We start from the raw sequence: 24933 nt of genomic DNA, 5'->3' as shown, positions 1-24933 counted from the left end.
GGTGCGGTGGTACCGGTGTGGACTGGGTGGGGGCGATGTGCGCGGGGAGCGGCGGCGCTACGCGGCGGGGCGGTCCGGGGACAGAACCCGGGTGAGCCAGTCGGTGCGGGTCCGGCGGGCGGTGACCGAGATCCGCGCCTGCGGGAACAGCGCGTCGAAGCCGTGGAAGCCGCCCGCCCAGACGTGGAGTTCGGCCCGGCCGCCGGCCGCCCAGATGCGGGTGGCGTACTCGGCGTCCTCGTCGCGGAAGACTTCGGCGGAGCCGGTGTCGATGTAGGCCGGCGGCAGACCGGAGAGATCGCCGGCCAGCGCGGGCGAGACGTACGCGGGCACCTCGTCGCCGGTGAGGCCGCCGAGGAGACTGCGCCATCCGAACTCGTTCATCCGGCGCGTCCAGACACCGGGCCCGTCCGCGTACTGGAGGCTGGAGACGCTGGTGTTGCGGTGGTCGAGCATGGGGCAGACGAGCATCTGCGCGGCGATCGCCGGGGCGCCGCGGTCACGGGCCAGCAGGGCCACACCGGCGGCGAGGCCGCCGCCCGCACTGGCGCCGGCGACGACGATCCGGGCGGGGTCGACGCCCAGTTCGGCGGAGTGCTCGGCGACCCAGAGCAGTCCCCGGTAGCAGTCGTCGACCGGGGTGGTGCCGGTGGCCTCCGGCGCGAGCCGGTAATCCACGGAGACCACGACCGCGCCGAGCGCGTCGAGCCACTCCAGCGGGATGTCGATCTGCGAGAAGCGGTCGCCCATGACCATCCCGCCGCCGTGCATCCAGTAGACGCAGGGGGCGGCGGCGCCGGTGTCCGCGGGGGTGAAGACCGACAGAGGGATCCCGGCGCCGTCCCCGGCGTCCACGGTGACCTCGCGGTGGCCGGCCCGGCGGTCGGAGAGGAGGGCGTCGACCGGCGTCGGGGGCAGCCGGCGCAGCTGCGCGAGGACTTCGGGATCGAGTGCCGGTATCCGGGGTATCCCGGCCAGCAGCGCGTGCAGTTCGGGGTCCAGGCCGGAGTGTGCCGTGGTCATGCGGGTTGCCTTTCATCGGGCGGTGCGGACGGACGGGAGGCGGGGAGGGGGCCGGTGCGGACGCCGGGCGGCTCAGAACGCGGCCTTGCCGTGCACCGGCACGTAATCGGTGTACTGGGCCTCCTTGGCCAGCAGCCCGCCGATCCGCGCCACGATGGCCTGGGCGGCTTCGCCGGCGAAGATCCGGTGGTGGTCCTCCTCGCTGGTCCAGCCCTCGATGACGTGGACGACATCGGGGTCGGACGCGGAACGGGAGACGAGATACACCAGGCAGTGCTCGCTCGAACCCGGGGCGCCCTCGTCCAGGCCGGTCAGCAGCAGCTCCACGAGCCGGTCGCCGCTGCCGGGTTCGGCGGTCAGGGTGGCGGTGAAGCCGTAGCGGGCGGTCATGGCTGCCTTCTTTCGCCGTGGTGGAGTGAGGTGACTCCAGTCAACCGCCCTGACCTGCGGAAACGTTAGAACGATGCTCGCTGGTTCTTGCACGATCCTGGCGGCTCGGGGAGCCGGGGCGCGGAGGGGTGCTGCAATGGGCCCATGGACCTCGAAGAGCTCCGCACCCTGCTGGCCCGGCACGCCCGGCCCGACTCGACCACCGCCGTCGACGGCGTCCTCGTCTCGAAGGTCGACCGGCCGGACCCGCCGGCCCCCTCGATGTCCGGCACGGTGCTGGCGGTCATCGCCCAGGGCGCCAAGCGGCTCGCCCTGGGCGACCGGGTGTACGAGTACCGCGCCGGGCAGTACCTGGTCGCGTCGGTCGACCTGCCCGTCACCGGGCAGTTCACCCGGGCCGATCCCGAGCGGCCGGCCCTGGGGTTCGGCCTGAGGCTGGAACCGTCCGAGGTCGCCGAACTGCTGCTGCGGGCCGGCCCCGGGGACAGGCACCGCGCGGGAGAGGGCGCGCCGCCGGGGATCGCCGTCAGCGACGCTCCGGCCGCCCTGCTCGACGCGGTGGTCCGGCTGCTGCGCCTGCTGGACGAACCGCGGGACCGGGCCGTGCTGGCCCCACTGGTCAAACGCGAGATCCTGTGGCGCCTGATCACCGGGGAGCAGGGTGCGACGGTCCGTCAGCTCGGGCTGCCCGACAGCGGCCTCAGCCACATCTCGCGGGCGGTGCGCTGGATCCGCGAGCACTACGCGCAGCCCTTCCGCGTCGAGGACGTGGCGCGGCTGTCCGGCATGAGCGTCTCTGCCTTCCACCGCAACTTCCGGGCGGTGACCGCGATGACCCCGATCCAGTTCCAGAAGCAGATCCGGCTCCAGGAGGCCCGGCTGCTGCTCGCAGCCCGCCCCGGCGACGTCACCGGGGTCGGCCACCGTGTCGGCTACGACAACCCGTCACAGTTCAGCCGGGAGTACCGCCGCCAGTTCGGCGCGCCCCCCAGCCGGGACGCGGCCCGCCTGCGCCAGGCGGTGCGCACCCCCGCGGACGTCCTTCCCTGAGCCGCCGCGGCCGGTCCCATCCGCGCCGTTTGGGAGGATGTCAGCGCGAGGACCTACTCTGTGCGTCGTGAAGTCGCACGTCTCGGAATCCGTTCCGCCGCAGCTCAGTGGGGTGCAGCCCGGTTCGGTGGCCCGGCCCGCCCCCGGGCCCGCCGCCGACGAGGGGCTGGCCCGGCGGCTGCGCGCGCTCGCCTGCACCGCGCCGCTCCACGACCTCGACGCGCGCAAGGCCAACCTCGCCGGTGAGTACACGGTCTACGCCATGGCGGAGACGGCGCTGGCGGCCATCGACCTCGTCACGCTGAACATGGACTTCGACACCGGCGCCGACCACGAGCAGGTCGTCGCCCGGCTGCTGCCCCGGGTCGCCGCGCAGGCCCCGGAGCGCCCCGCCGCCGAGCACGAACGGGTCGCCCGCTGGGTCCTGGAGAACCTCATCAACGTCGGCAGCGTGGACCGCGGCTTCCGCGCGGTCTACGGCACCTTCGGCCCCGACGGCCGCTACGTCCGCCGGGACTACGACTTCAAGCTGATCGAGGAGGTCCCCGGGCCCGGCGGCGGTGTCTATCTGCGCACCACCGACGAGGCGGTCAACGTCCTGGTCGGCGCCCTCGACACGGATGTCACGAGCGCGCAGATCGCCGCCGAGGTCAAGCTGGAGGTGCTGATCAGCCGGGGCCGGCTCGCCGACGCCCAGCTCGCGGCCGAGCAGGCCCGCTACCGCACCGTGCAGTACGCCGAGACGCTGCGCCGCACCCTGGAGGCCACCCGCCGCAACGTCCGCGCCGTCGACTGGCTGAACCGGGTGCCCGATCTGATCGCGGAGGCGCTCGACCACGTCGCCGACCGCTACCGCCACGAGAACGCCATCCTCACCAACATCCGCCGCGCCCGCGACGAGGCGGAGGACGCCGAGCACAAACGGCGCGCCGCCGAGCTCGTGGACATCGTCAAGGACTGCGTCCGGCGCCACACCCAGCTGCAGTCCCGGCTGCTGGAGGCCGGACCGCTGTTCCGCGCCGAGCAGGACCGGCAGGCGTTCGCCCCGCCGTCCGCGCGGGCCGGGCTCGACCTGTACGGCCAGCTCCTCGCGCCGCTGCTGCCGCTGCCCGTGGAGCGGGCCCTGCCCGTCACCGACGCCTTCTTCGCCCGCGGTACCGGACTGCGCACACCCGCGGCCGTGCGCCTCGGCGACCTCACCGCCCTGCTCCTCACCCCGCCCGCCGAACGCGAGCACCTCGGCGCGGAGATGCCCGAGCCGGACCTCGTCACCACGCCCGACGACAGCCGGTTCAGCGAGGAGCAGCTGGCCCGCGCCCTGGACCTGCTCGACCTGCCGCCCGACGCCCCGCGCCGGCTCTCCGGGCTGCTGGCCGAGGCCCGTCGCCAGGACCCCGAACTGCCTTATCTCGTCGCGCTGCTGGCGGTGCACGCCGCGAGCCCGCCGGTCGGCACCGCCTACCGCCAGGGTGAGCGGCGCCTGCTGTTCGCCGTGGACGACGGCGTCCAGCTCGACGACCCGGAGTACGGCGGCGCCGACCTGATCGTCGGCACCGCCCTGCTCGACGCGGCGGGCATGGCCGCGGACCGCAGCACGGAGGCGGCGTGACGCCCCCGGCCCCCGCACCCGGCCCCGCACCCGGCAAGGAGCGACAGCAGTGAACGAGTACGGCACGGACGACGGCTCCCGGGGCCTGCCCGGCGACGGCCCCCCGCCGCCCGGCGACCGGGAGGAGACCGCACCGCGCGCCCCGGCGGGCACCGCCGCGGTCACCCCGGCCGACGCCGCCGACGCCGCGCGGCTCGTCTCCCACGGCCTCCAGCCGAAGCTGCTCCCCGCCCGCGACGCCGACTACGCCGAACTGCTGCGCCGGCACCGCGACGACCCGGCCTTCGCCCGGCTCGCCGACGCGGTCGCCACCGGACTCGGCCTCGTCGTCCTGGAGGTGTCGTCCCGCGCGGGCATGGTGGTGACGGCCGCCGAGGACTCCGTCTTCGCCGTCCGCATGGGTGACTACGCCCGCCGCGCCGTCTCCGACACCACCGACCGCTTCCTGCACGGCCTGGCCCATCTCGCCGTCGCCGCCCTCGCCTTCCCCCGCCCCGAGGACCTGGCCGACGACGGCTACATCGGCCGGATCACCGTCAACGGCGTCGACGCCTTCGTCCGGCAGGCCTGCCGCCGGCTGGAGGAGCGCGCCGAGGCGGCGGGCGAGAACACCGACCCGGCCACCGGCGCCCCCGGGCTGGAGGCCGCCTGGCGGGTGTGGTCCCGGCGCAGCGCCACCGGCGCCACCAAGGACGCCCGCCGGCTGGCCGGTTCGACCACCGGCATCGTCGGCAAGGCCGTCGCGTTCCTCACCGACTCCGGCTTCCTCCAGCGCACCGGGGACGACGCCGGAGGCTCGTACCGCACCACCGCCCGCTACCAGCTCCAGGTGCGCGACATGGCCGGCTCCGCCGCGCTGGCCGAGCTGCTGGAGCTCGGCGTCGTGGCCGTCGGCGACGGTACCCCGACCCTGCTGCCCCCCGACGAGAGCGACGAACTCGTCGCCGACGCCGGACTGCCCTTCCACACCTGACGGGCCCGGCGCACCCGGCACCCCGGGGGCGGGACCTCCCGAACCGCCGCCCCGGGAACGCCGGCCGCCCCACCCCGACCGTCCGCATCACACCGAGAGTCCGCCGCCATGTACGAGCTGTCCCGGGTCCGCCTCTACTCCATCGGCCCCGCCGGCGCGCGCTACGCCGACACCGTGCTCGACCTGCGCGGCGTCGGCGACCCCGTGGCCCACCCCGCCCCCGCCCAGGCGGACTTCTTCGAGGAGGAGCCCACCGGGCCGCCGCGCCGCCCGGCCCCCGCCGGAGTGCTCTTCCTGGAGAACGGCGGCGGCAAGTCCGTCCTGCTCAAACTGATCTTCTCCGTGATGCTGCCCGGCCACCGCAACACCCTCGGCGGCGCCAGCTCCGGCGTGCTCCGCAAGTTCCTCCTCGCCGACGACTGCGGGCACGTCGCCCTGGAGTGGACGCACACCCTCACCGGTGAGACCGTCGTCGTCGGCAAGGTCAGCGAGTGGCGCGGCCGCCAGGTCTCCTCCGACCCGCGCAAGTTCGCCGAGGCCTGGTACTCCTTCCGCCCCGGCCCCGGGATGAGCCTGGACTCGCTGCCGGTGGCCGAGTCCACCGCCGTCCGGGCCCCCGCCGAGGGCGTGTCGGGCGCCCGGGGCCGCCGCCGCACCATGAAGGGGTTCCGCGACGCCCTCACCGAGGCGGGCCGCGCCTACCCCAACCTCGACGTGGTCTGGGAGGAGATCCACGAGCGCTGGAACGAGCACCTCGGCGAACTCGGCCTCGACCCCGAACTCTTCCGCTACCAGCGGGAGATGAACGCCGACGAGGGCGAGGCCGCCGGCCTCTTCGCCGTCAAGAACGACGCCGACTTCGCCGACCTGCTGCTGCGCGCCGTCACCGACACCCGCGACACCGACGGCCTCGCCGACCTCGTGCACGGCTTCGCCCACAAGCTCGGCCGCCGCGCCGAACTCACCGCCGAACGGGACTTCACCGCCGGCTCCGTCGACCTGCTCGGCCGGATCACGGAGGCCGCGGCGGAACGGGAGCGCGCCCGCGAGGTGCACGCCGGGGCCGAGCGGCGCACCCGCACCCTCGTCCGGCGGCTCGCCGCCCGCGCCCGCGAGGAGCGCGGCCGGGCCGCCGAACTGGCCGGCCAGGTCACCGCCGCGGAACGGACCGTCGCCGAGGCGGAGAACGCCCGCGAGCGCGGCTCCCTGATCGCCGCCGAACTCGCGTACCGGCACGCCTCGCTGGCCCTCGCCGCCGCCGAGAAGGCCGCAGCCGCGCAGAAGCGGGAACTGGGCGAGGCCCGCACCCTCCTCTCCGCCTGGCAGGCCGCGGAGGCCGTCCTGCGCCACCGGGCCGCCGCCGACCGCTCCGCGCGCGTCGCCGCCGCCATCCGCGAGGCGGAGCGCGACGCCGCCCCGGCGCTCGCCGCCCGGGCGACCGCCGCCGCCGAACTGGTCGGCGCCCTGGACGCGGCCGTCGAGAACGGCGAGCGGATCGCGGCCGGGGAAGAGGCCCGTTCCGCCGCCCTCCAGAGCGAGGGGGAGACCGCCCACCGCGGTGCCACCGAAGCCGCGACCGCCGCCCAGCGCGCCCGCAGCGAGGCCGAACATCTGCGGCAGCGGCTCGCCGAGGTCGAACAGGAGACGGCGGAGGCCGTCCGCTCCGGCTGGCTCGACGACACCGCGCCCGACGCGGACCCGGCGCGTGCCGCGCTCGCCGCCGGCGAGGCCGTACGGACCGCGGTCGCCGCCGCGGACGCCGCCCGGGACACGGCCCGGCAGGCCGCCGACCGGGCCCGGGGGGCCGCGGCCGAGGAGACCCGGGCCGACCTGGCAGCCTCCCGCGCCGAGGACGCCGCCCGCGCGGCGGAGTCCGCCCACGCCGCCGAGCGCCGCACGGCCGCCGCCATCGCCGCGGAACCCCGGCTCGCCGAGCTGCTGAGCCTTCCGGCACCCGGCGCGGCGGCGGCCGCCGAACCGGGCTCCGAGGACGGCGGCGGGACCGGAACCCCCGGGCGGGCGGGAACGGCCGCCGTACCCGCTCCGCGCGGCGCCGGATCCGCCCCGTCCGGCTCGGCCGCCGCGTCCCCGTCCGGACCCCGCGTCGCGGCGGTCCCGCACCCGGGCGGCCCGGAGGACCTGCGGGCCACCGGGGGCGGGGGCACCGGTACCCCCGCGGCCGAGGGGAGTCCGAACGGCCGGGCGGACGGCGGGGAAGCGGCGGGCGGCGGCGTGCCGTCCGGCCCCGGAGAGGGGCACGGCGCCGGCCGGGGGACGGTGCCCGGGCGCCCGGCGGGCACCGCGGCCGCCGGAACGGGACCGGCCGCCGCGCCGGGAACCGGCCCGGAAACGGCCCACGGGAACGGCACCGGGGACGGCACCGGGGACGGCACCGGGGACGGCCCGCTGACCGTCGAGGAGCTGGACCGCTACGCCGAGGCGCTGCGCGATCTGCTCGACCGCGGAGTCACCTCCGCCGAGCGGCAGTTGTTCGAGCTGAGGACGGCCGCCGCCGACGACGCCCGCATCCTCGGCGCCCTCGGCGACGGCGGCCTCCTGCCGCCCGGCCCCGACGTCCTGGCCGCCGTCGAGTACCTCGGCGAGCACGGCATCCCCGCCCTGCCCGGCTGGCGCTACCTCGCCCAGGCCGTGGCCCCGGAGGACCACGCCACGGTGCTCGCGGCCCGCCCCGAGCTCGTCGACGGCGTCGTCATCACCGATCCCGCCACCCACGCCCGCGCCCGCGAGGTGCTCGCGGGCGCCGCGCTGCTGCCCCGCTCGGCCGTGGCCGTCGGCACCGCCGCGCTGCTCGCCCCGCCCCCGCCGGCCGGCGCGGGCGCCGGGGGCGGCCCCGGGGCGGAGGTCTTCCTCGTCCCGCCGAACCCGGCCATGCACGACGAGCACGCCGCCGACGACGAGCGGCGGGCCCGCCGGGCCCGCGCCGCCGCCCGCGACGAGGAGATCCGCGCCCTGGCGGCCCGGCTGGCGGGGGACCGGGCGCTGGCCGCCCGGATCGCCTCCTGGCGCGAGGACTGCCCGCCCGGCCGGCTCACCGAGCTGGCGGAGGCCGCCCGTTCGGCCCGGGACGCGGCCGCGGACGCCCGGGAACGGCTCGCCGTGGCCCGGACCGCCCGCGCCGAGGCGGAGGAGGCGGCGGCCGGAGCCGTCTCGGCGGCGGACGAGCGGCAGGAGGCCGCGCAGCGCGCCCGCCGCACCGCCGACGCCCTCTCCGGCCTCGCCTTCCGGCTCCGGGAACGGGCCCGCTGGCAGAGCCGGCTGCGGGAGACCGCGGAGGAGACCGCCGAGGCCGAGACCCGCGCCACGGCCTGCTGGGAGCGGGCCCGGGCCGCGGACGAGGACCGCCGCGCCGCCCAGCGCGCCGCCGACGACGCCCGGCGCACCGCCCGCACCCTGCGCGCCGAGCGGGCCGAGATCGCCGGCGTCGCCGAGGACGCGGCCCGGGAGGGGCGTGACGCCGCCGAGGCCCGCGGCGCCGCCCTCCCCGATCTCCGCGAGGCCTACCGGGCCGCCTCACAGCTCTACGAGAAGGTCGGCGTCGGCGCCGACCTCCGCGCCGAACAGGCCCGCGCGGAGAGCGACGAGAGCGCGGCCCGCGCCGAACTCGACCGGCTCACCAACAAGGTGCGCACCCGCGCCGCCCAGCTCCTGGAGAGCGCCGACGGCGCCGACGGCCCGTCCCGCCAGGCGGCCGCCGCCCGCGCGGAGTCCCGGGTGCAGATGCTGGAGTCGCGCGCCTCCGCCGCCAGCGAACAGCTCGGCCGCTACCGGGGCGAGGCCGAACGGCTCGCCCCGCCGCCCGGACCCGACGGACAACCGGGGGAGGCCTACACGGAACTGCCCGGGGAGCTGGTCCCCGCCGGAGCCGAGGAGGCCAAGGCCCTGCTGCGCACCGCCACCGCCGAACTCGCCGGGCACGAGGAGGCGTGGGAGACGGCCCGGGCCGCCCACGCCGGGCTGCTGCGGGCGCACCGCTCGGCCGAGGAGGCGGCGAGCGGCTTCGACGACACGGCCGCCTTCCTGCGCGAACTGCTGCGCGAGCCGGACCGGGCCGGTGAGCAGGACGGCGAGGAGCCGCCCGCGCCCTACCCGGGCGGCCCCGAGGAGGCCCGGCAGGCCGCCGCCGAGGCGCGGCGGTCGCTGCGCGGCTGCGCCGCCGACCTCTCCGCCGCCGAGTCGGCGGTCCGCGAGGCGAGCGACATCCTCGTGCGGCACGCCAACTCCGCCCGCTACGAGCAGGTCCGCACCCCCGCCCGCCAGCAGATCAGGGAACTGCCCGCCGCCGCCCTCGCCGAGCACGCCGGGGCCTGGCGGGAGGCGTTCGCGCCCCGGCTGCGGGTCCTCACCGACGAACTGGAGCAGCTGAAGCGGAACCGGGACAGCATCGTCGACCGGCTGCGCGGCCTGGTGGACGCCTCCCTGGCCACGCTGCGGTCGGCGCAGCGGCTGTCGAGGCTGCCCGGCGGGCTGGGGGAGTGGTCGGGCCAGGAGTTCCTGCGCATCCGCTTCGAGGAGCCCGACCAGGCGACGCTCACCGAACGGCTGGGCGAGGTGATCGACGAGGCCACCCGCGGCGCCGTGCGCAAGAACTCCGATCTGCGCCGGGACGGCATGACCCTGCTGCTGCGCGGGGTCGCGGCCGCCCTCCAGCCGCGCGGCATCGCCGTGGAGATCCTCAAACCGGACGCGGTGCTGCGCGCCGAGCGCGTCCCGGTCGGCCAGATGGGAGACGTCTTCTCCGGCGGCCAGCTGCTCACCGCCGCCATCGCGCTGTACTGCACCATGGCCGCGCTCCGCAGCAACGACCGCGGCCGCGACCGGCACCGGCACGCGGGGACGCTCTTCCTCGACAACCCGATCGGCCGGGCCAACGCCACCTATCTGCTGGAGCTGCAGCGGGCGGTGGCGGACGCCCTCGGCGTGCAGCTCCTCTACACCACCGGGCTGTTCGACACCACGGCGCTCGCGGAGTTCCCGCTGGTGATCAGGTTGCGGAACGACGCGGATCTGCGGGCCGGGCTCAAGTACATCCGGGTGGAGGAGCATCTGCGCCCCGGCCTGCCCCGGCAGGACGCGGGGGAGACGGTGCACGGGGAGATCACCGCCACCCGGATGTTCCGCCGCCCGCCGGAGACCGGTGGCGGGGGAGAGGCGGCGGCCGCCCGGGAGCAGACGCAGCAGCCGGAGCAGACGGAGTAGGGGGAGCCGGCGGAGTGGGCGGCCGGGACACCGGGGCGGGGCCGTCAGGAGCACGGAAGCCCGGAAGCCCGGGACGGCCGCTCCGGGACGGCCCGGAGGCCGGCCGGGGAGACCGGGGAGAGCCCGGAGCGGGGAGAGCCTAGACCGAGGACAGGCGGCGCCCCGCGGGCCGCGAGGAGCGGGTGGTCTTCCCGGCAGTCTTCCCGGCCGTCTTCCGTGCGGCCTCCCGCGCGGCGGCCCGCGCCGCACGCCGGGCCCGCCGCCGCTCGCGCCGCAGGGCCCGCGCGGTACTGCTCGGGACGGAGACGACGCCGTGCCGCTGGTTCCACACCTGCCGGGTGATCCAGACGTCGAGGACGCTCCAGGTGGCGGCGATGGTCATGGCCACGGTGGTGAGGACGGCGGGCAGGGCCGCCCACACGGCGGCCATGGTGCAGAAGAAGGCGACCATGGCCGTGATCAGGGTCACGGCGACGATGATGCCCGCCCGCACGGCGGCCGAGCGGACCGGTTCGGGAAGCGGCGGCCGGACCGCCGGCTCGACCGTCCACAGCGTGCCGGCCCCGGGTGCGTCGAACGACGGGTCCGCCGGGATGACGTGATCCCGCGCCTCATACGGAGATCCCGCGCCGCCCTCGGTCGGGCGGTGTGTCTGCGTATCCATCAAACCTTCACTTTCCCCCGCGGGCGGTGGTGCCGGGCCGGGCCCGGGAGTCCGGGTATCCGGTCGGCTGCCCGCCTTGCGTCGTTCCGAAAACCGGAGTGGGGGAGAAATCCGCTTCCGCCCCTCCACCAGGGACCACGACCGGAAAGGGGCAGAGGTTCCCGGGCTCATCGCTTTCCGGCCAACATGGCCGCGTTCACGAGGTGTTGCGCGCTCTTGCCTGCGCGGACCCTCCCGGTGTGATGTCCTGGAATCATCCGACAGCTCCGGGTCGGGGCTTTACCGGCACATGCGCGGATACCCGGACTGGTCTTCGAGTTGCCACCCTCGCAGTAGTAGGCTCACGCCGTTTGCAGACGGAATACGGAACACCACCTCCGGCGAGCCGGGGTTGACAGTGGGGGAGGCCATGCGCTTTCGCGGGAAGTCGATCCGCAGGAAGATCGTGGCGCTGCTGCTGGTGCCGCTGGTGTCGCTCGTGTCCGCATGGGCCCTGGCCACGGCGCTCACCGGCGGCCAGGCCAAGCGGCTGCTCGACATCAGCCCGCTCATCGACAACGTGGGTATACCCGCCGAGCAGCTCGCGCAGACCCTGCAGCGGGAACGCCGCCAGACCCTCGTCTACCTCGCCGACCCGCGCAGCGCCGACACCCTGGCCGAGCTGCACAGCACGGAGAGCGCCACCGATGAGGCGCTCGGCACCTTCCGGAAGGCCCTGGCCGCCGAGGGCGTCCACGAGAAGATCGGTGCCGACGACGGGGCCCGGGACCGTCTGCACGACCTGGAGGACGAGCTGGAGGGCCTCGACAGCGTCCGGCGCAAGGCCCAGGAGGGCACCCTCGCCCCCGCCGACGCCTTCGCCACGTACAACGAACTCGTCGACCCCTGCCACGAGCTGCTGCTCGCCCTGCACGCCTACGCCCTCGACGAGCTGGAGCTCGACCAGGAGGGGCGCGCCCACATCGGCACCATCCGCGCCCGCGAGGCCCTGGCCCGCGAGGACTCGCTGCTCGCCGCCGCGCTCACCGCGGGCACCCTGTCCGAGGGCGACCTGCGGAAGTTCGCCGACCGCGTGGCCGACCGGAGGCTCCTCTACAGCCTCAACCTGGCGCAGCTCCCCGCCGCCGAGCGGGAGCGCTACGAGAAGTTCTGGACCGGCTCGGAGACCTCCGAACTGCGCGCCACCGAGGAGAAGCTGATCTCCGAGGGCCCGGAGGGGCTGGAGGACGTCAACGCCGAGCGGTGGCAGTCCGCGGCCGAGACCGCCCTGTCCGACCTCGACCGGATGGGCATCGAGGCCATCGGCCGCTACCAGGAGCGCGTCGAGCCGCACGTCACCCGCGTTCTCCTGCAGGCGGCGGCGGTGGCCGTGCTCGGCTTCCTGCTGGTGATCGCCTCCATCGCCATCTCGTTCCGCATCGGCCGCAGCCTCGCCCGCGACCTCAGCCGGCTCCGCAGGGACGCCCACGAGATGTCCGGTGTCCGGCTGCCGGCCGTCATGCGCCGGCTCGCCGCCGGGGAACAGGTCGACGTCGAGGCCGAGGCGCCCCGGCTGGAGTACGGCCAGGACGAGATCGGGCAGGTCGGCCAGGCCCTCAACACCCTGCAACGGGCCGCCGTCGAGGCAGCCGTCAAACAGTCCGACATGCGCCGCGGCGTCTCCGAGGTCTTCGTCAACCTCGCCCGCCGCAGCCAGGTGCTGCTCCACCGGCAGCTCAGTCTGCTCGACACCATGGAGCGCCGGACCCAGGACGCCGACGAGCTCGCCGACCTGTTCAAGCTCGACCACCTCACCACCCGTATGCGCCGTCATGCGGAGGGCCTGGTCATCCTCTCCGGCGCGGCCTCCGCCCGGCAGTGGCGCAAGCCCGTCCAGCTCATGGACGTGGTCCGGGCCGCCGTCGCCGAGGTCGAGGACTACGAGCGCGTCGAGGTGCGCCGGCTGCCGCGGCTGGCGGTCGCCGGGCCGGCCGTCGCCGACCTCACGCACCTGATCGCCGAACTGCTGGAGAACGCCACGGTGTTCTCGCCCCCGCACACCGCCGTGCAGGTGCACGGCGAGCGGGTCGCCAACGGCTTCACCCTGGAGATCCACGACCGTGGTCTCGGCATGACACCGGAGACGCTGCTCGACGCCAACCTCCGGCTGGCCGAGACCCCCGAGTTCGAACTCTCCGACACCGACCGGCTCGGCCTCTTCGTCGTCAGCCGGCTCGCGCAGCGGCAGGGGGTCCGGGTCTCCCTCCAGACCTCTCCGTACGGCGGCACCACGGCGGTGGTGTTCATCCCCGCAGCCCTCCTCACCGAGAAGGCGCCGGAGGGCCGGGACCGCTCCGAGGACACCACCGAGACGGCGGCCCCGGGCGGCAAGCTCGCCGCCCTCGCCCAGGTGCCCGTCCCGCTGGGCGGCCCTTCGCGGCGCGGTATGCCGGCCCTCGACGGCCCCGTCGAACTGGAGGCGCCGGACGCACCCGGGGACGAGGTCGACCACGAGGGGCTGCTCTTCCGGGCCCGCCGGCGCACCGGCCGGTACGGCGACCGGGACGAGCGCGGCGAACGCCCCGACCGCCCCGCGCGGCGGGACCGCCCCGGCCCGCCCGCCGCACCGGCCGCGGAGCAGCACCAGCAGGCACGCGACGGCGACACCGCGGGGCCGGAGGCCACCCGTTCCGCGCCGCGGCCCCGCCGCGGCGCCCCGGTCCTGGTGTCCGACCACGGCCGGCCCGTCGACGCCGCCCGCCGGACCCCGCCCCCCGACGGCGAGGCCGGGCCCGGCGCCGGGCCCGTCGGCCCGGGCGGACTGCCCAAGCGCGTCCGCCAGGCGAGCCTCGCCCCCCAGCTCAAGGCGGAGCACGGGCCACGGTCCGAGCCGCCGCCGGAGACAGCGGACCCGGAGCCCGACCGCGACGCCGAGGAGGTGCGGGCCCGTATGGCCTCGCTCCAGCGCGGCTGGCAGCGCGCCCGGGCACACGACGGTGACGACACCGGAACCACCGGGGACACAGCACCAGGAACGACACATGAGGGGAACGGTCGATGACCTCACCGCAGGCCATGGGACGCAATGCCGCACGGGGCGGAGCGGGCGAGCTGAGCTGGCTCCTCGACGAGCTGGTGGAGCGCGTCGGCAGCATCCGGAAGGCCCTGGTGCTGTCCCGTGACGGACTGCCGACCGGTACCTCCCGGGACCTCGGCCGCGAGGACGGCGAACACCTGGCGGCCGTCGCGTCCGGCTTCCACAGCCTGGCCAGGGGCGTGGGCCGGCACTTCGAGGCGGGCCGGGTCCGGCAGACCGTCGTCGAGCTGGACGAGGCGTTCCTCTTCGTCACCGCCGCGGGCGACGGCAGCTGCCTGGCCGTGCTGGCGGACGCGGACTCCGACGTGGGCCAGATCGCATACGAGATGACTCTGCTGGTCAAGCGGGTGGGCGCGCACCTCGGTACCGCCCCGCGCGAAGACCTGGCCGGCGGAGGGTGACGGGGGGTGGCATGAGCGAAGACGGCCAGGGGGAAGGGCACTGGTTCGACGACGAGGCCGGACCGGTCGTGCGGCCGTACGCGATGACGCGCGGACGCACCCGCAGCGCGGCGGAGGACAAGCTCGACCTGATCGCCGTCGTCGTCGCCCAGGACCGGGGGATGACCGATCTCTACGCGGGCCACTCGGCCGTGGACCACACGCTCTCCCCGGAGCACATCGACATCGTCGAGCGGTGCCGGGACGTCCCGCAGTCCGTGGCCGAACTCTCGGCCGACCTCGATCTGCCGGTGGGGGTCGTACGGGTGCTCATCGGTGATCTCATCGACGGGGACCTGGTCCGGGTCTCCCGCCCGGTGCCCCCGGCGGAACTGCCGGACGAGAGCATCCTGCGCGACGTGATCGCCGGGCTCCGGGCCCTCTGACCGCCCCGGCCCCGGGACGGGCCGGCGGACACGCCAGGGGCCCGCCGCCGTCTCCCCGCACCGAACGGGGAGACGGCGGCGGGCCCGGTGCTCCGGGGCCGGCCGGCCCGGAGTCAGTCGTGCGGCACCACGGCGACCGGCGCGGACACATGGTGCAGCACCGCGTGCGCCACCGAACCGAGCCGCGGCCCGATGTGCAGGCCGGACGTGCGCCGCCGGCCGACGACCACCAGACTCGCGTCCTCGGCCGCCTCGATCAGCTCCCGCCCGGCGCTTCCGAGCGGCACGCCCGGGATCACCTCGACGCCGGGGTGCGCCTCCCGCCACGGCCGCAGCAGACCCTCCAGCGTCTCGGCCCGCTCCCGGGCCAGCTCCTCGGTGCTGGGCTCCAGGTTCCCGCCGGCCGCCGCCGTCGGCTCGTAGCGGAGGGCGGGGGCCGGGGCCCAGGCGCTCACCACGCGCAGCGGGACACCGCGCCGCTCGGCGGCGTCGAACGCGAACTCCACCAGGGCGTCGTTCGGATGCCGGACGTCCCAGCCCAGCACCACCTCGCGGCCCTCGGGCGCCGGCGTGGTCGCCCCCGGGGCACCGGCGCCGGCGGTGGCCGCCCGCACCAGCACCACGGGCTTCGCGGCCCGCGCGACCGTGGCCATGGCGACGGAACCGAGGAGGAAACCGGCCATGCCGCTCAGCCCCCGGGACCCCAGGACCAGCAGGTCCGCCTCGTCGCAGGCGTCCAGCAGGGCGTGCACCGGGTCCTGGTCGGTGATGTGGCCGGTCGTCACCGACAGGCCGGGGTGGCGCTGCTCCAGGGCCTCGCGGTTCTCCCGGAGGAGCTTCTCCTCCCAGTGGTGGATGTCCACACCGCCCGGCGGGGTCGGCGGCGCCGGCGGGCGGACGTGAACCAGCCGCAGCGGCAGTTTCCGGCGGAGGGCTTCCCCGGCGGCCCATTCGGCAGAGGCGAGGCTCTCGGGCGAACCGTCGAGTCCGACCGTGACAGGGTGGTTCATGCCGACTCCTCCAGAAAATCGCGTGAACGGCGCCGCGGGCGCCGGCGGATCCGGGCGGTCCCGGCTCCATGTGATCAGTTTCCGGCCGGCGGGAGGGGCCTGAACAGGGACTCTGGTCCCGCTGTACAGCCGGAGGGCCCGGTCGGCCCCGGCCGGCGGCCGGTGTCCCGGTAACCGCCCGCCGCCCCGCCGAGACGGCGGAAGCCCGCCGTCCGGGGGAGCGTACCCCGAGGGGTGCCCCGGCTCCCCTGTGCGGTGGCCTCCCGCCGCGTCCGCGTCCCGGCTCTCCCGGTCCGCCGGCTCCGCCGGCTCCCTGAGCGGCGACCGGCCGGAGGTGTGATCCCCGGCCGGGGCCGGTTACACCGGCCGGATCGGGGGACTCGCGGGAACGGACACGGCTGCCCCGGGCACGCCGCTCAGCCGTCCGGGCCGGTGGGCAGCCCGGACGGCCGGGCGTGCCGCGGCCGGCCGCCCGGCTCCGCGGGCCGCACCGCTCACCTTCCGGAGGTTCACCCATGAACGGCACCGTCACCGCGGGTCTCGACGGCTCCCCCGAGAGCGCCGCGGCCGCCGAGTGGGCGGCCCGCGAGGCGCTGCTCCGCGGTGTGCCGCTGCGGCTGGTCCATGCCCGGGAGAAGGAGCCCCACCTCGTCCAGGCGCCCTTCGTCGGCGTCGAGACCCAGCACGAGTGGGCGGGCGGCATCCCCGAGGAGGCGGTCGCCGCGCTCCGGGAGCGCCACCCCGAACTGGAGATCACCGCCGACGAGGTCACCGGGCGGCCCGCGGAGGTGCTGCAGGGCATCGCGCGCACGGGAGAGCTGCTGGTCCTGGGCTCCCGGGGGCTGAGCGGCATGGCCGGCTTCCTGGTCGGCTCCGTGGCCCTGGCCACCGTGGCGCACGCGACCCGGCCCACCGTGCTCGTACGGGCCGGGACGGCGGAGGGGGACGGCCACCGCGCCGGCGCGGGCGGGCAACCCGCGACCGCGCCCCCGCACCGGGACGTGGTCCTCGGTCTGGACCTCACCCAGCCCAGTGCCGAGGTGATCCGTTTCGCCTTCGAGGCCGCCGGCCGGCGCTCCGCCCGGCTCCGCGTGGTGCACAGCTACCGGCTGCCGCCCGCCGAGACCTGGGGAAGCCGGCCGTCCGCCGGCGCCTACCCGCCGACCACCGCGGACATCGTGCCCAGCGCGGCGGACTTCTCCCGGTACGAGGAGCGGGCACTGACCGCGGCCCTGGCCCGCTGGCGGGCCGATTTCCCGCAGGTCGAGGTCGCCGAGCAGACGGGCGTCGGCGCCGCCGCCCACCATCTGACGGAAGCGTCGGCCGAGGCCTCGCTGGTCGTCGTGGGCCGGCGGATACGGCGCTCCCCGCTGGGCACCCACATCGGGTCCGTGGCGCACGCGGTGCTGCACCACTCCGCGGCCCCCGTCGCCGTCGTCCCGCACGACTGACGTACGCGGCCCCGCGTGCCGGACCTCCCCGGTGCCGAGTGGCTGACGCACCGTCACCGGACGGGCCGGACCGGGCCGGTGGGGGCGGGTGCGCGGCCCGGGACCATCGGTCCCGGGCATGCACCGCTCGGCACTGGGCGGCGCCCTCGCGGCCACCGGATGCTGGACTCACGACGACGGAGGAAACATCATGCGAGCACTCGTCTTCCACGGTCCCGGGCAGTCCTCCTGGGACACCGTCCCCGACCCCGCCATCCAGCAGCCCACCGACGCGATCGTGCGGGTTGACACCACGACCATCTGCGGAACCGACCTGCACATCCTGAAGGGTGACGTCCCGGAGGTCCGGCCGGGCACGGTCCTCGGCCACGAGGCCGTCGGCGTGATCACCGAGACCGGGGACGCGGTCGGCGCGTTCCGGGTGGGCGACCGGGTCCTGGTGTCCTGCATCTCCGGCTGCGGCCGCTGCCGCTACTGCCGCGAGGGCGCCTACGGGCAGTGCCTGAGCGGCGGCGGCTGGATCCTCGGCCACCTGGTCGACGGGACCCAGGCCGAGTACGTGCGGGTGCCGTTCGCGGACCTGTCCCTGCACAGGCTGCCGGACGAGGTGCCCTCCGAGCAGGCGATCCTGCTCTCCGACATCCTGCCCACCGCCTATGAGGTCGGTGTGCTCAACGGGCGGGTGACCCCCGGCGACACCGTCGTGATCGTCGGCGCCGGACCGATCGGCCTGGCGGCCGTCGCCACGGCGCGGCTGTACTCGCCCGGCCGGATCGTCGCCGTCGACCTCGCGCGGTCCCGGCTGGACGCGGCCAAGCGGCTCGGCGCCGACGACGTCGTCCAGGCCGAGGAGGACGTCGAGGGCTTTGTCCGCGGGATCACCGGCGGACTGGGCGCCGATGTCGTCATGGAGGCGGTCGGCGTGCCGCAGAGCTTCGAGCTCTGCACCCGGATCGTCCGCCCCGGCGGTCACGTCGCCAACATCGGTGTGCACGGCAAGCCGGCCGCCCTGCACCTGGAAGACCTGTGGATCAAGAACCTGACCATCACCACGGGTCTGGTCGACACCTCGTCCACCCCGGCGCTGCTGCGGATGCTGGCCGCCGGACGGCTGCCCGCCGCCGAACTGACCACCCACACCTTCGCGCTCGACGCCATGGAGGAGGCGTACGACGTCTTCTCCCGCGCGGCGGAGACCGGAGCCCTGAAGGTCGTCATCAACCGGAGCTGACGGCGCCCCGGCCGCCCGGCCGGCCCCGCCGGCCACCCGCACGCGCTTCCCCGCAGAGGAGAGGACCATGCCCACCGAGACCCCGCACATCGTGAGCGATGTGATGACACAGACGGTCGTCGCCATCGGCCGCGGCGCCTCCTTCAAGGAGATCGTCCGGATGCTGACGGAGTGGAAGGTCAGCGCCATGCCGGTGCTCGCGGGCGAGTCGCGGGTCGTCGGGGTGGTCTCGGAGGCGGACCTGCTGCCCAAGGAGGAGTTCCGGGACAGCGACCCCAGCCGCCGGGAGCAGATGCTGCGCCTGCCCGACCTCGCCAAGGCCGGCGCGACCACGGCCGAGGAGCTGATGAGCTCGCCGCCGGTCACCGTACGGGCCGACGCGACGCTCTCCGAGGCCGCGCGCATCATGGCCGTCGGGCACGTCAAGCGGCTGCCCGTGGTGGACGCCGACGGGCGGCTGCAGGGCCTGGTGAGCCGGGCCGACCTGCTGAAGGTCTTTCTGCGGAAGGACGAGGAGATCGCCGAGGAGGTGCGGCGCACCGTCACCTCCTACCTCTTCCCGGACCCCGCCGCACCGGTGCGGGTCTCGGTGAAGGACGGCGTGGTCACCCTCAGCGGCCGGATCCGGGACACCTCGCTGGTGCCGGTGGCCGCGCGGCTCGCCCGCGCGGTGGAGGGCGTCGTCGGGGTCGAGTGCGAGCTCAACCGGGCGGTCACCGGTCCGGAGGGCTGAACCGCCGCGGCGGGGCAGGGCGGAGCGGGAGGGCCGGGGCGGGACGGCCGGGGCGCCGCGCGGTGCCCCGGCCGCGTCGCACCCGGCGGGCCCCGTTCGGCCCCGGCCCGCCGCGCCGTTCCCGTGGCTGGAATGCCGCCTGCCGCGCCGCGGCCCTCTGGGGCGGCCGGGGCGGGGGTGGCAGGGTGGCCGGAAGGGACAGACGCGCGCGAGGGAGGGGCAGGACATGATGGACCGTCATGTGGTGGCCGGAATCGACGGTTCCCGGCCGGGCCTGGCGGCGGCCGAGTGGGCCGCGGCGGAGGCGGAGGCGCGGGGGACCGCGCTCCGCCTCGTCCATGTGGCACCCCCGGAACCGGCGGAACGGCCGGCGCGGGGGACGGAGACCTGGCGGCTGGGCGCGGAACGCATGGTGCGGGGAGCGGTCACGGAGATCACCCGGCGCCGTCCGGGCCTGGACGTCGTGGGCGAACAGGCCACCGGTGTCCCCGCCGCCGCGCTGGCCGCCGCCTGCGGTTCCGCCGGGCTGCTGGTGCTGGGAACCCGCGGACTGGGCGGCTTCGAGGGGCTGGCCCTCGGATCGGTGGCCCTGGAGCTGGCCGGCCTGGCGCCCTGCCCGGTGGTGCTCGTCCCCGCGGCCCGGACCGGGGAGGAGAAGGAACCCGAGGTCGTCCTCGGCATCGACGCCCGCCGCCCCGCCCGCGCCGCCCTGCGCTTCGCCTTCGAGACGGCGCGCCGGCGCGGCGCCCGGCTGCGCGCCGTGCACGCCTGGAGCCTGCCCGCGCCGTACGCGGCGCCGTGGGCCCCGTACGAGGTGCTGGAGGAGGAACGCGGCGCCTGGGAGGACCAGGAGGTGCAACTGCTCGATGACGCGCTGCGCGGCTGGCGGGAGGAGTACCCCACGGTCCCGGTCCTCCCGGACGTACGGCTGTTCTCCCCGGCCGAGGCCCTGGTGAAGACCTCGGCGGGGGCCGGGCTGGTGGTCGCCGGACGCGGCGGCGGGCCGGGGACGGCCCTGGTCGGTGTCCCGCACGCGGTGGCCCACCACGCCCGCTGCCCGGTCGCCCTGGTGCCGGATGCCTGACACCGGCGGTCGCCGGCCCGGCCCCCGCCCGTACGACGCCCCCGCCCGTACGACGGGGCCGGCCCGGCCCCGCCCGGAGACCGTCGCGGCGGGGTCCGCCGCCCGGGCCCGTCCCACGAGGCGGTGACCCGGTCCGGGGGCGGAGGCCGCCTCCCCCGGACCGGGTGGCCACGGCGCCGTCGCGCGCCCGGCGGGCCCGTCCGCCCGGCCGGTCAGCCGGTCAGCCGGTCCAGGTCCAGCCGGTGACCTCCGGGAGGTCGGTGCCGTGCTCCCGGATCCAGCCGTGGTGGCGCAGCCGGACGTCCTCCATCAGCTGCCGCACGGAGGCGGCCCGTACGGCCAGCCCCGGCACCCGGTCGATGACGTCCATCACCAGGCGGTAGCGGTCCAGATCGTTGCCGACGACCATGTCGAACGGCGTGGTCGTGGTCCCGATCTCCTTGTAGCCGCGGACGTGCAGATTCCGGTGGCCGGCCCGCCGGTAGGCGAGACGGTGGATCAGCCAGGGGTAGCCGTGGTAGGCGAAGATCACCGGCCTGTCGCGGGTGAACAGCGCGTCGTACTCCGCGTCGGGCATCCCGTGCGGGTGCTCCTCGCCGGGCAGCAGCCGGGCCAGGTCCACCACGTTGACGACCCGCACCGACAGCTCCGGCAGATGGGCGCGGAGCAGCGAGGCGGCGGCCAGCACCTCCTGCGTGGGCACGTCCCCCGCGCAGGCCAGCACCACGTCGGGCTCGCGGCTTCCGTCTTCGGTGCCCGCCCAGTCCCAGATCCCGGCGCCGCGGGCGCAGTGGGCGCGGGCCGCGTCCAGGCTCAGCCAGTCGAAGCAGGGCTGCTTCCCGGCGACGATCACATTGACGTAGTCGCGGCTGCGGAGGGCGTGGTCGGCCACGGCGAGCAGGGTGTTGGCGTCCGGCGGGAGGTACACCCGGACGACCTCGGGCGCCTTGTTGAGAACGTGGTCGACGAAGCCCGGGTCCTGGTGCGAGAAGCCGTTGTGGTCCTGCCGCCAGACGTGCGAGGTGAGCAGGTAGTTGAGGGAGGCGATGGGGCGGCGCCAGGGGAGCCGGCGGGTGACGCGCAGCCACTTGATGTGCTGGTTCACCATCGAGTCGATGATGTGGACGAACGCCTCGTAGCAGGAGAACAGGCCGTGGCGGCCGGTGAGCAGGTAGCCCTCGAGCCAGCCCTGGCAGGTGTGTTCGGAGAGGATCTCCATGACCCGGCCGTGCCGCTCCAGATGCTCGTCGGTGGAGAGGACCTCCGCCTGCCAGGCCTTGCCGGTGGCCCGGTAGAGATCCTGGAGCCGGTTGGAGGCGGTCTCGTCCGGGCCGACGACGCGGAAGTCGCGCCGGTCGGTGGTCGCTTCCATGATCCCTTCGAGCAGGCCGCCGAGAACGCGGGTGGGCTGGTGCAGGGTCGTGCCGGGCTTGTCGACGGGGACGGCGTGCCCCTCCAGGGCCGGGACGGGCAGCTCGCGCAGCAGCAGGCCGCCGTTGGCGTGCGGGGTGGCGCCCAGGCGCCGGGCGCCCTCGGGGACGCAGGCGAGCACCTGCGCGGTGGGCCGGCCCCGCTCGTCGAACAGCTCCCCGGGACGGTACGAGCGCAGCCAGGTCTCCAGCTGCCGGAGCTGCTCCGGATCGTCGCGGACCTCCGGCAGCGGGATCTGGTGGGAGCGCCAGGTGCCCTCCACCGGGAGGCCGCCCACTTCGGCGGGCCCGGTCCACCCCTTGGGGGTGCGGAGCACGATGACGGGCCAGCGGGGGCGTTCGGTGACGCCCTGCTCGCGGGCCGTCCGCTGGATCAGGGAGATCCGGTCGACGGCGGTGTCCATCGCCAGGGCCATGGAGCGGTGGACGGTGGTGGGGCACTCGCCGGTGACGTGGATCGGCTCGTGGCCGTAGCCGCGCAGCAGTTCGTCGAGTTCCTGTCCGGGGATACGGGCGAGGACGGCCGGGTTGGCGATCTTGTAGCCGTTGAGGTGGAGGATCGGCAGCACGGCACCGTCGCGGACCGGGTCGAGGAACTTGTTCGAGTGCCAGGAGGCGGCGAGCGGCCCGGTCTCCGCCTCCCCGTCCCCGATGACGCACGCCACCAGCAGCTCCGGGTTGTCGAACGCCGCCCCGTAGGCGTGTGCGAGGGAGTAGCCCAGTTCCCCGCCCTCGTGGACGGAGCCCGGGGTCTCCGGCGCCACATGGCTCGGCACCCCGCCGGGGAACGAGAACTGCCGGAAGAGCCGCGCCATGCCCTCCGCGTCCCGGCTCACATCCGGGTACGTCTCGGAGTAGGTGCCCTCCAGCCAGGAGTTGGCCAGCACGGCGGGCCCGCCGTGGCCGGGCCCCCAGACGCAGAGGGCGTCCAGGTCCCGGGCCTTGATCACCCGGTTCAGATGGGTGTACACGAGGTTCAGCCCGGGGGTGGTGCCCCAGTGGCCGAGCAGCCGCGGCTTGATGTGCCCGGGGCCGAGGGATCCGTCCGGCAGCGGGTTGGCGAGCAGATGGATCTGCCCGGCCGCCAGGTAGTTCGCGGCACGCCAATGGGCGTCCAGGGCCTGTAAGTCGTCGTCGGACAGGGGCTGGGGAGCGATGTCGCGCATGGCGTCCTCCGGGAACGTCGGCGGTCGGCGGCGTCCCTCCAGCCTCGGTGCGGCGGCGTCCGGCCGGGTAGGGCCGCCCGGGGCCCTCCGCCGGGCCTGTGGTCCCGCGGCTCCGCGCGGGCGACGGGACGGCGCCCGCGACGACCGATCGCGCCGGGGACATACGCGGGGGCGGGGCGGACCCGTCCGGCCCGCCCCGCCCCTGCCGTCCCGCGATCCCGGGTCAGCCGTGGGTGCGGCCGCGCACCGGCGGGTGCGGCTCCCGGGCCTCCGCCTGGGTGGCGATGATCGCGGCCTGCACACGCCGCTCCACGCCCAGCTTGGCCAGCAGCCGCGAGATGTGGTTCTTCACCGTCTTCTCCGCCAGGTAGAGCCGCTGGCCGATCTGGCGGTTGGTGAGGCCCTCACCGATCAGGGTCAGGATCTCCCGCTCGCGGGCGGTCAGCCCCGGCAGAGCGTCCGGCTCCGGCTCCTTCTCCTCGTCGGAGCGGAGGCGGGCCATCAGCCGCGTGGTGGCGCTCGCGTCCAGCATGGACTGGCCGGAGGCGACCGTGCGCACGGCCGCGACCAGGTCCGTTCCCGAGATCTGCTTGAGCACGTAGCCGGCGGCCCCCGCCATGATCGCGTCGAGCAGCGCCTCCTCGTCGTCGAAGGAGGTGAGCATCAGGCAGGCCAGATCGGGCATCCGCGAACGCAGCTCCCGGCACAGGCTGACCCCGTTGCCGTCGGGCAGCCGGACGTCCAGCACCGCCACATCGGGGCGCAGCGCGGGGACCCGGACGAGTGCCTGCTCGACGGTGCCCGCCTCACCGATCACCGTGAGGTCCGGCTCGGCGTCCAGCAGGTCGTGCACCCCCCGCCGGACGACCTCGTGGTCGTCGAGCAGGAAGACCTTGACCGGACTGTCTCCGGTGGCCAGGTCGTTTTCCGCCATGCATCGCTCCTCTGTCCGCGCCGCCCGCTGGGGTGGGTGGCGCCTTGCGTACCTGCGGCGGCGTGCGGCCCGCCCGGATACGCGGGGCCGGGCCCGGTCGCGGGCCCGCGCCGCGCACCCCCCACCGTATCCGGTGCGAGGGGATCGCCGTATCCGGTGTGTGGCGCCCTCTTCCGGCGGATACCCGGTGGAGGACGGCCGGAAGGGCGCGGAGGCCGGTCCGATCCGTCCCTTCCGCCGGAAAGGCCGGGACCAGCCGGCCGGGGATCGGGACCTGTGGCCCCTGCCGTCCGCCGCCCGGCCGGTGGATCCTGGGCCGCTGGGGCGGGCATCGTCCCCGGCCGGGCGGCCGGGGCCCGGCACCCGCCCCGGAACCACGCCCCGCCGGCACCCGTGGGGCACAGCTGCCCCGGCGCGGACCGCTGCGCCGTACCAAGGATGGACAGATGCACCCAGACAACGGCTTTCACCAACTCGACCGGCAGGAGTGTCTGCGGCGGCTGGCCACCGTCCCGATCGGACGGATCGTCTACACCAGCGAGGCGCTGCCCGCCGTGCTGCCGGTCAACTTCTCCCTCGACAGCGACTACTCGGTGATCATCCGCACCTCGACCGGCTCCCGGCTGGCGGGATCGGTGAACGGCGCCGTGGTCGCGTTCGAGGCCGACCAGATCGACGCGGCCACGTCGAGCGGCTGGAGCGTGATCGTCACCGGGATCGCCCATGTCGTGACGGATCCCGCGGAGCACCGGAGGCTGGAGGTGGTCGGACCCGACTCCTGGGGACCGGTCGCCGACGGCGTCTACATCCTCATCGAACCGGAACTGGTCACCGGGCGCGCTCTCGGCAGTCACGCCGACCTGATCGCCCCGCCCGAGCCCCGCGACGCGACGTCCGCGGCCGGGCTCTGGACCATCCCGTAGCCGGTGTACGAGGGCCGGACGGCGACCCCCCGGGGTGCCGTCCGGCCCTGGTGTGCCCGGGGGTACCCGGGACCTTGGGCCCGGGTGTGCGGGCCCTCCGTCCCGAGATGCTCCGCAGAGGTCCCATCACCCCTCTGACCTCG

18 protein-coding genes are annotated in these 24933 nt (G+C 75.8%); 12 read left to right on the top strand and 6 right to left on the bottom strand.

The genetic code is table 11. The features are described from left to right. Positions 1-57: 57 nt before the first annotated feature. A complete protein-coding gene (locus LIX60_RS01490) occupies positions 58-1023 on the bottom strand; it encodes an alpha/beta hydrolase (RefSeq protein WP_227956827.1) in 966 nt (321 codons plus the stop codon). 72 nt (positions 1024-1095) lie between these two features. Continuing rightward, positions 1096-1413 (bottom strand): putative quinol monooxygenase, encoded by a 318-nt coding sequence (locus LIX60_RS01485; RefSeq protein WP_227956826.1) that lies wholly within the window; start codon positions 1411-1413, stop codon positions 1096-1098. A 144-nt stretch (positions 1414-1557) separates the two neighbouring features. Between LIX60_RS01485 and LIX60_RS01480 the strand changes: the two genes are divergently transcribed. The 4 genes from LIX60_RS01480 (at position 1558) to LIX60_RS01465 (ending at position 10262) form a co-directional block, all read left to right on the top strand. Further along, positions 1558-2463: an AraC family transcriptional regulator gene (locus tag LIX60_RS01480; protein WP_227956825.1), complete on the top strand. Its 906-nt coding sequence runs from the start codon at positions 1558-1560 to the stop codon at positions 2461-2463. A 37-nt stretch (positions 2464-2500) separates the two neighbouring features. Further along, positions 2501-4072, top strand: coding sequence for a hypothetical protein (locus LIX60_RS01475; RefSeq protein WP_227956824.1), 1572 nt, complete (start codon positions 2501-2503; stop codon positions 4070-4072). Between the two features lie 85 nt (positions 4073-4157). Next, on the top strand, positions 4158-5045 hold the full coding sequence (locus tag LIX60_RS01470; protein ID WP_227962571.1) for a hypothetical protein: 888 nt from the start codon (positions 4158-4160) through the stop codon (positions 5043-5045). Between the two features lie 108 nt (positions 5046-5153). Further along, on the top strand, positions 5154-10262 hold the full coding sequence (locus LIX60_RS01465) for a hypothetical protein (RefSeq protein WP_227956823.1): 5109 nt from the start codon (positions 5154-5156) through the stop codon (positions 10260-10262). A gap of 139 nt (positions 10263-10401) precedes the next feature. On the opposite strand, the gene LIX60_RS01460 is transcribed toward LIX60_RS01465, so the two are convergent. After that, positions 10402-10926: a hypothetical protein gene (locus LIX60_RS01460; RefSeq protein WP_227956822.1), complete on the bottom strand. Its 525-nt coding sequence runs from the start codon at positions 10924-10926 to the stop codon at positions 10402-10404. Between the two features lie 409 nt (positions 10927-11335). Between LIX60_RS01460 and LIX60_RS01455 the strand changes: the two genes are divergently transcribed. Genes LIX60_RS01455 through LIX60_RS01445 form a run of 3 tightly spaced genes read left to right on the top strand, consistent with a single transcriptional unit; the run spans position 11336 to position 14828 of the window. Then, the gene (locus LIX60_RS01455; protein ID WP_227956821.1) at positions 11336-13966 is read left to right on the top strand and encodes a nitrate- and nitrite sensing domain-containing protein; all 2631 of its coding nucleotides are present in this window, start codon (positions 11336-11338) and stop codon (positions 13964-13966) included. Further along, on the top strand, positions 13963-14403 hold the full coding sequence (locus tag LIX60_RS01450) for a roadblock/LC7 domain-containing protein (protein ID WP_227956820.1): 441 nt from the start codon (positions 13963-13965) through the stop codon (positions 14401-14403). The genes LIX60_RS01455 and LIX60_RS01450 overlap by 4 nt, the downstream gene beginning before the upstream one ends. Before the next feature lie 11 nt (positions 14404-14414). Beyond that, positions 14415-14828 carry a DUF742 domain-containing protein gene (locus LIX60_RS01445; RefSeq protein WP_227956819.1) on the top strand — a complete coding sequence of 138 codons (414 nt, stop codon included), beginning with the start codon at positions 14415-14417 and terminating at the stop codon, positions 14826-14828. Between the two features lie 113 nt (positions 14829-14941). Here the strand turns inward: LIX60_RS01445 and LIX60_RS01440 are convergent, their stop codons facing one another. After that, positions 14942-15838 carry a universal stress protein gene (locus tag LIX60_RS01440; RefSeq protein WP_227956818.1) on the bottom strand — a complete coding sequence of 299 codons (897 nt, stop codon included), beginning with the start codon at positions 15836-15838 and terminating at the stop codon, positions 14942-14944. 515 nt (positions 15839-16353) lie between these two features. Between LIX60_RS01440 and LIX60_RS01435 the strand changes: the two genes are divergently transcribed. From LIX60_RS01435 to LIX60_RS01420, 4 genes are all read left to right on the top strand, one after another. After that, positions 16354-17289 (top strand): universal stress protein, encoded by a 936-nt coding sequence (locus LIX60_RS01435; protein WP_227956817.1) that lies wholly within the window; start codon positions 16354-16356, stop codon positions 17287-17289. 190 nt (positions 17290-17479) lie between these two features. Further along, positions 17480-18520 carry a zinc-dependent alcohol dehydrogenase family protein gene (locus LIX60_RS01430; RefSeq protein ID WP_227956816.1) on the top strand — a complete coding sequence of 347 codons (1041 nt, stop codon included), beginning with the start codon at positions 17480-17482 and terminating at the stop codon, positions 18518-18520. Between the two features lie 67 nt (positions 18521-18587). Beyond that, entirely contained in the window at positions 18588-19253 is a 666-nt protein-coding gene (locus LIX60_RS01425; protein WP_227956815.1) for a CBS domain-containing protein, read from the top strand. Positions 19254-19479: 226 nt separating this feature from the next. Continuing rightward, positions 19480-20337, top strand: a complete 858-nt coding sequence (locus tag LIX60_RS01420) for a universal stress protein (protein ID WP_227956814.1) — start codon at positions 19480-19482, stop codon at positions 20335-20337. A 220-nt stretch (positions 20338-20557) separates the two neighbouring features. On the opposite strand, the gene LIX60_RS01415 is transcribed toward LIX60_RS01420, so the two are convergent. After that, positions 20558-22933 (bottom strand): phosphoketolase, encoded by a 2376-nt coding sequence (locus LIX60_RS01415; protein WP_227956813.1) that lies wholly within the window; start codon positions 22931-22933, stop codon positions 20558-20560. A gap of 223 nt (positions 22934-23156) precedes the next feature. Beyond that, positions 23157-23867, bottom strand: coding sequence for a response regulator transcription factor (locus LIX60_RS01410; protein WP_019706264.1), 711 nt, complete (start codon positions 23865-23867; stop codon positions 23157-23159). 446 nt (positions 23868-24313) lie between these two features. Here LIX60_RS01410 and LIX60_RS01405 point away from each other — a divergent pair, with 446 nt between their 5' ends. Further along, a complete protein-coding gene (locus tag LIX60_RS01405) occupies positions 24314-24790 on the top strand; it encodes a pyridoxamine 5'-phosphate oxidase family protein (protein WP_019708232.1) in 477 nt (158 codons plus the stop codon). Positions 24791-24933: the final 143 nt, after the last annotated feature.

Source organism: Streptomyces sp. S07_1.15 (assembly GCF_020739505.1).
In the GTDB taxonomy this organism is placed as follows: domain Bacteria; phylum Actinomycetota; class Actinomycetes; order Streptomycetales; family Streptomycetaceae; genus Streptomyces; species Streptomyces xinghaiensis.
Note: the sequence above shows the minus strand (reverse complement) of the source record. Positions and strands in the feature narration are given on the sequence as shown.

Bases quoted from the DNA above. Each gene is read 5' to 3' on its own strand.
- LIX60_RS01425 (WP_227956815.1), top strand. From the start codon at position 18,588: ATGCCCACCGAGACCCCGCACATCGTGAGCGATGTGATGACACAGACG.
- LIX60_RS01410 (WP_019706264.1), bottom strand. From the start codon at position 23,867: ATGGCGGAAAACGACCTGGCCACCGGAGACAGTCCGGTCAAGGTCTTC.
- LIX60_RS01475 (WP_227956824.1), top strand. From the start codon at position 2,501: ATGTCAGCGCGAGGACCTACTCTGTGCGTCGTGAAGTCGCACGTCTCG.
- LIX60_RS01455 (WP_227956821.1), top strand. From the start codon at position 11,336: ATGCGCTTTCGCGGGAAGTCGATCCGCAGGAAGATCGTGGCGCTGCTG.
- LIX60_RS01420 (WP_227956814.1), top strand. From the start codon at position 19,480: ATGATGGACCGTCATGTGGTGGCCGGAATCGACGGTTCCCGGCCGGGC.
- LIX60_RS01430 (WP_227956816.1), top strand. From the start codon at position 17,480: ATGCGAGCACTCGTCTTCCACGGTCCCGGGCAGTCCTCCTGGGACACC.
- LIX60_RS01460 (WP_227956822.1), bottom strand. From the start codon at position 10,926: ATGGATACGCAGACACACCGCCCGACCGAGGGCGGCGCGGGATCTCCG.
- LIX60_RS01465 (WP_227956823.1), top strand. From the start codon at position 5,154: ATGTACGAGCTGTCCCGGGTCCGCCTCTACTCCATCGGCCCCGCCGGC.
- LIX60_RS01415 (WP_227956813.1), bottom strand. From the start codon at position 22,933: ATGCGCGACATCGCTCCCCAGCCCCTGTCCGACGACGACTTACAGGCC.
- LIX60_RS01405 (WP_019708232.1), top strand. From the start codon at position 24,314: ATGCACCCAGACAACGGCTTTCACCAACTCGACCGGCAGGAGTGTCTG.
- LIX60_RS01435 (WP_227956817.1), top strand. From the start codon at position 16,354: ATGAACGGCACCGTCACCGCGGGTCTCGACGGCTCCCCCGAGAGCGCC.
- LIX60_RS01440 (WP_227956818.1), bottom strand. From the start codon at position 15,838: ATGAACCACCCTGTCACGGTCGGACTCGACGGTTCGCCCGAGAGCCTC.
- LIX60_RS01445 (WP_227956819.1), top strand. From the start codon at position 14,415: ATGAGCGAAGACGGCCAGGGGGAAGGGCACTGGTTCGACGACGAGGCC.
- LIX60_RS01480 (WP_227956825.1), top strand. From the start codon at position 1,558: ATGGACCTCGAAGAGCTCCGCACCCTGCTGGCCCGGCACGCCCGGCCC.
- LIX60_RS01450 (WP_227956820.1), top strand. From the start codon at position 13,963: ATGACCTCACCGCAGGCCATGGGACGCAATGCCGCACGGGGCGGAGCG.
- LIX60_RS01490 (WP_227956827.1), bottom strand. From the start codon at position 1,023: ATGACCACGGCACACTCCGGCCTGGACCCCGAACTGCACGCGCTGCTG.
- LIX60_RS01485 (WP_227956826.1), bottom strand. From the start codon at position 1,413: ATGACCGCCCGCTACGGCTTCACCGCCACCCTGACCGCCGAACCCGGC.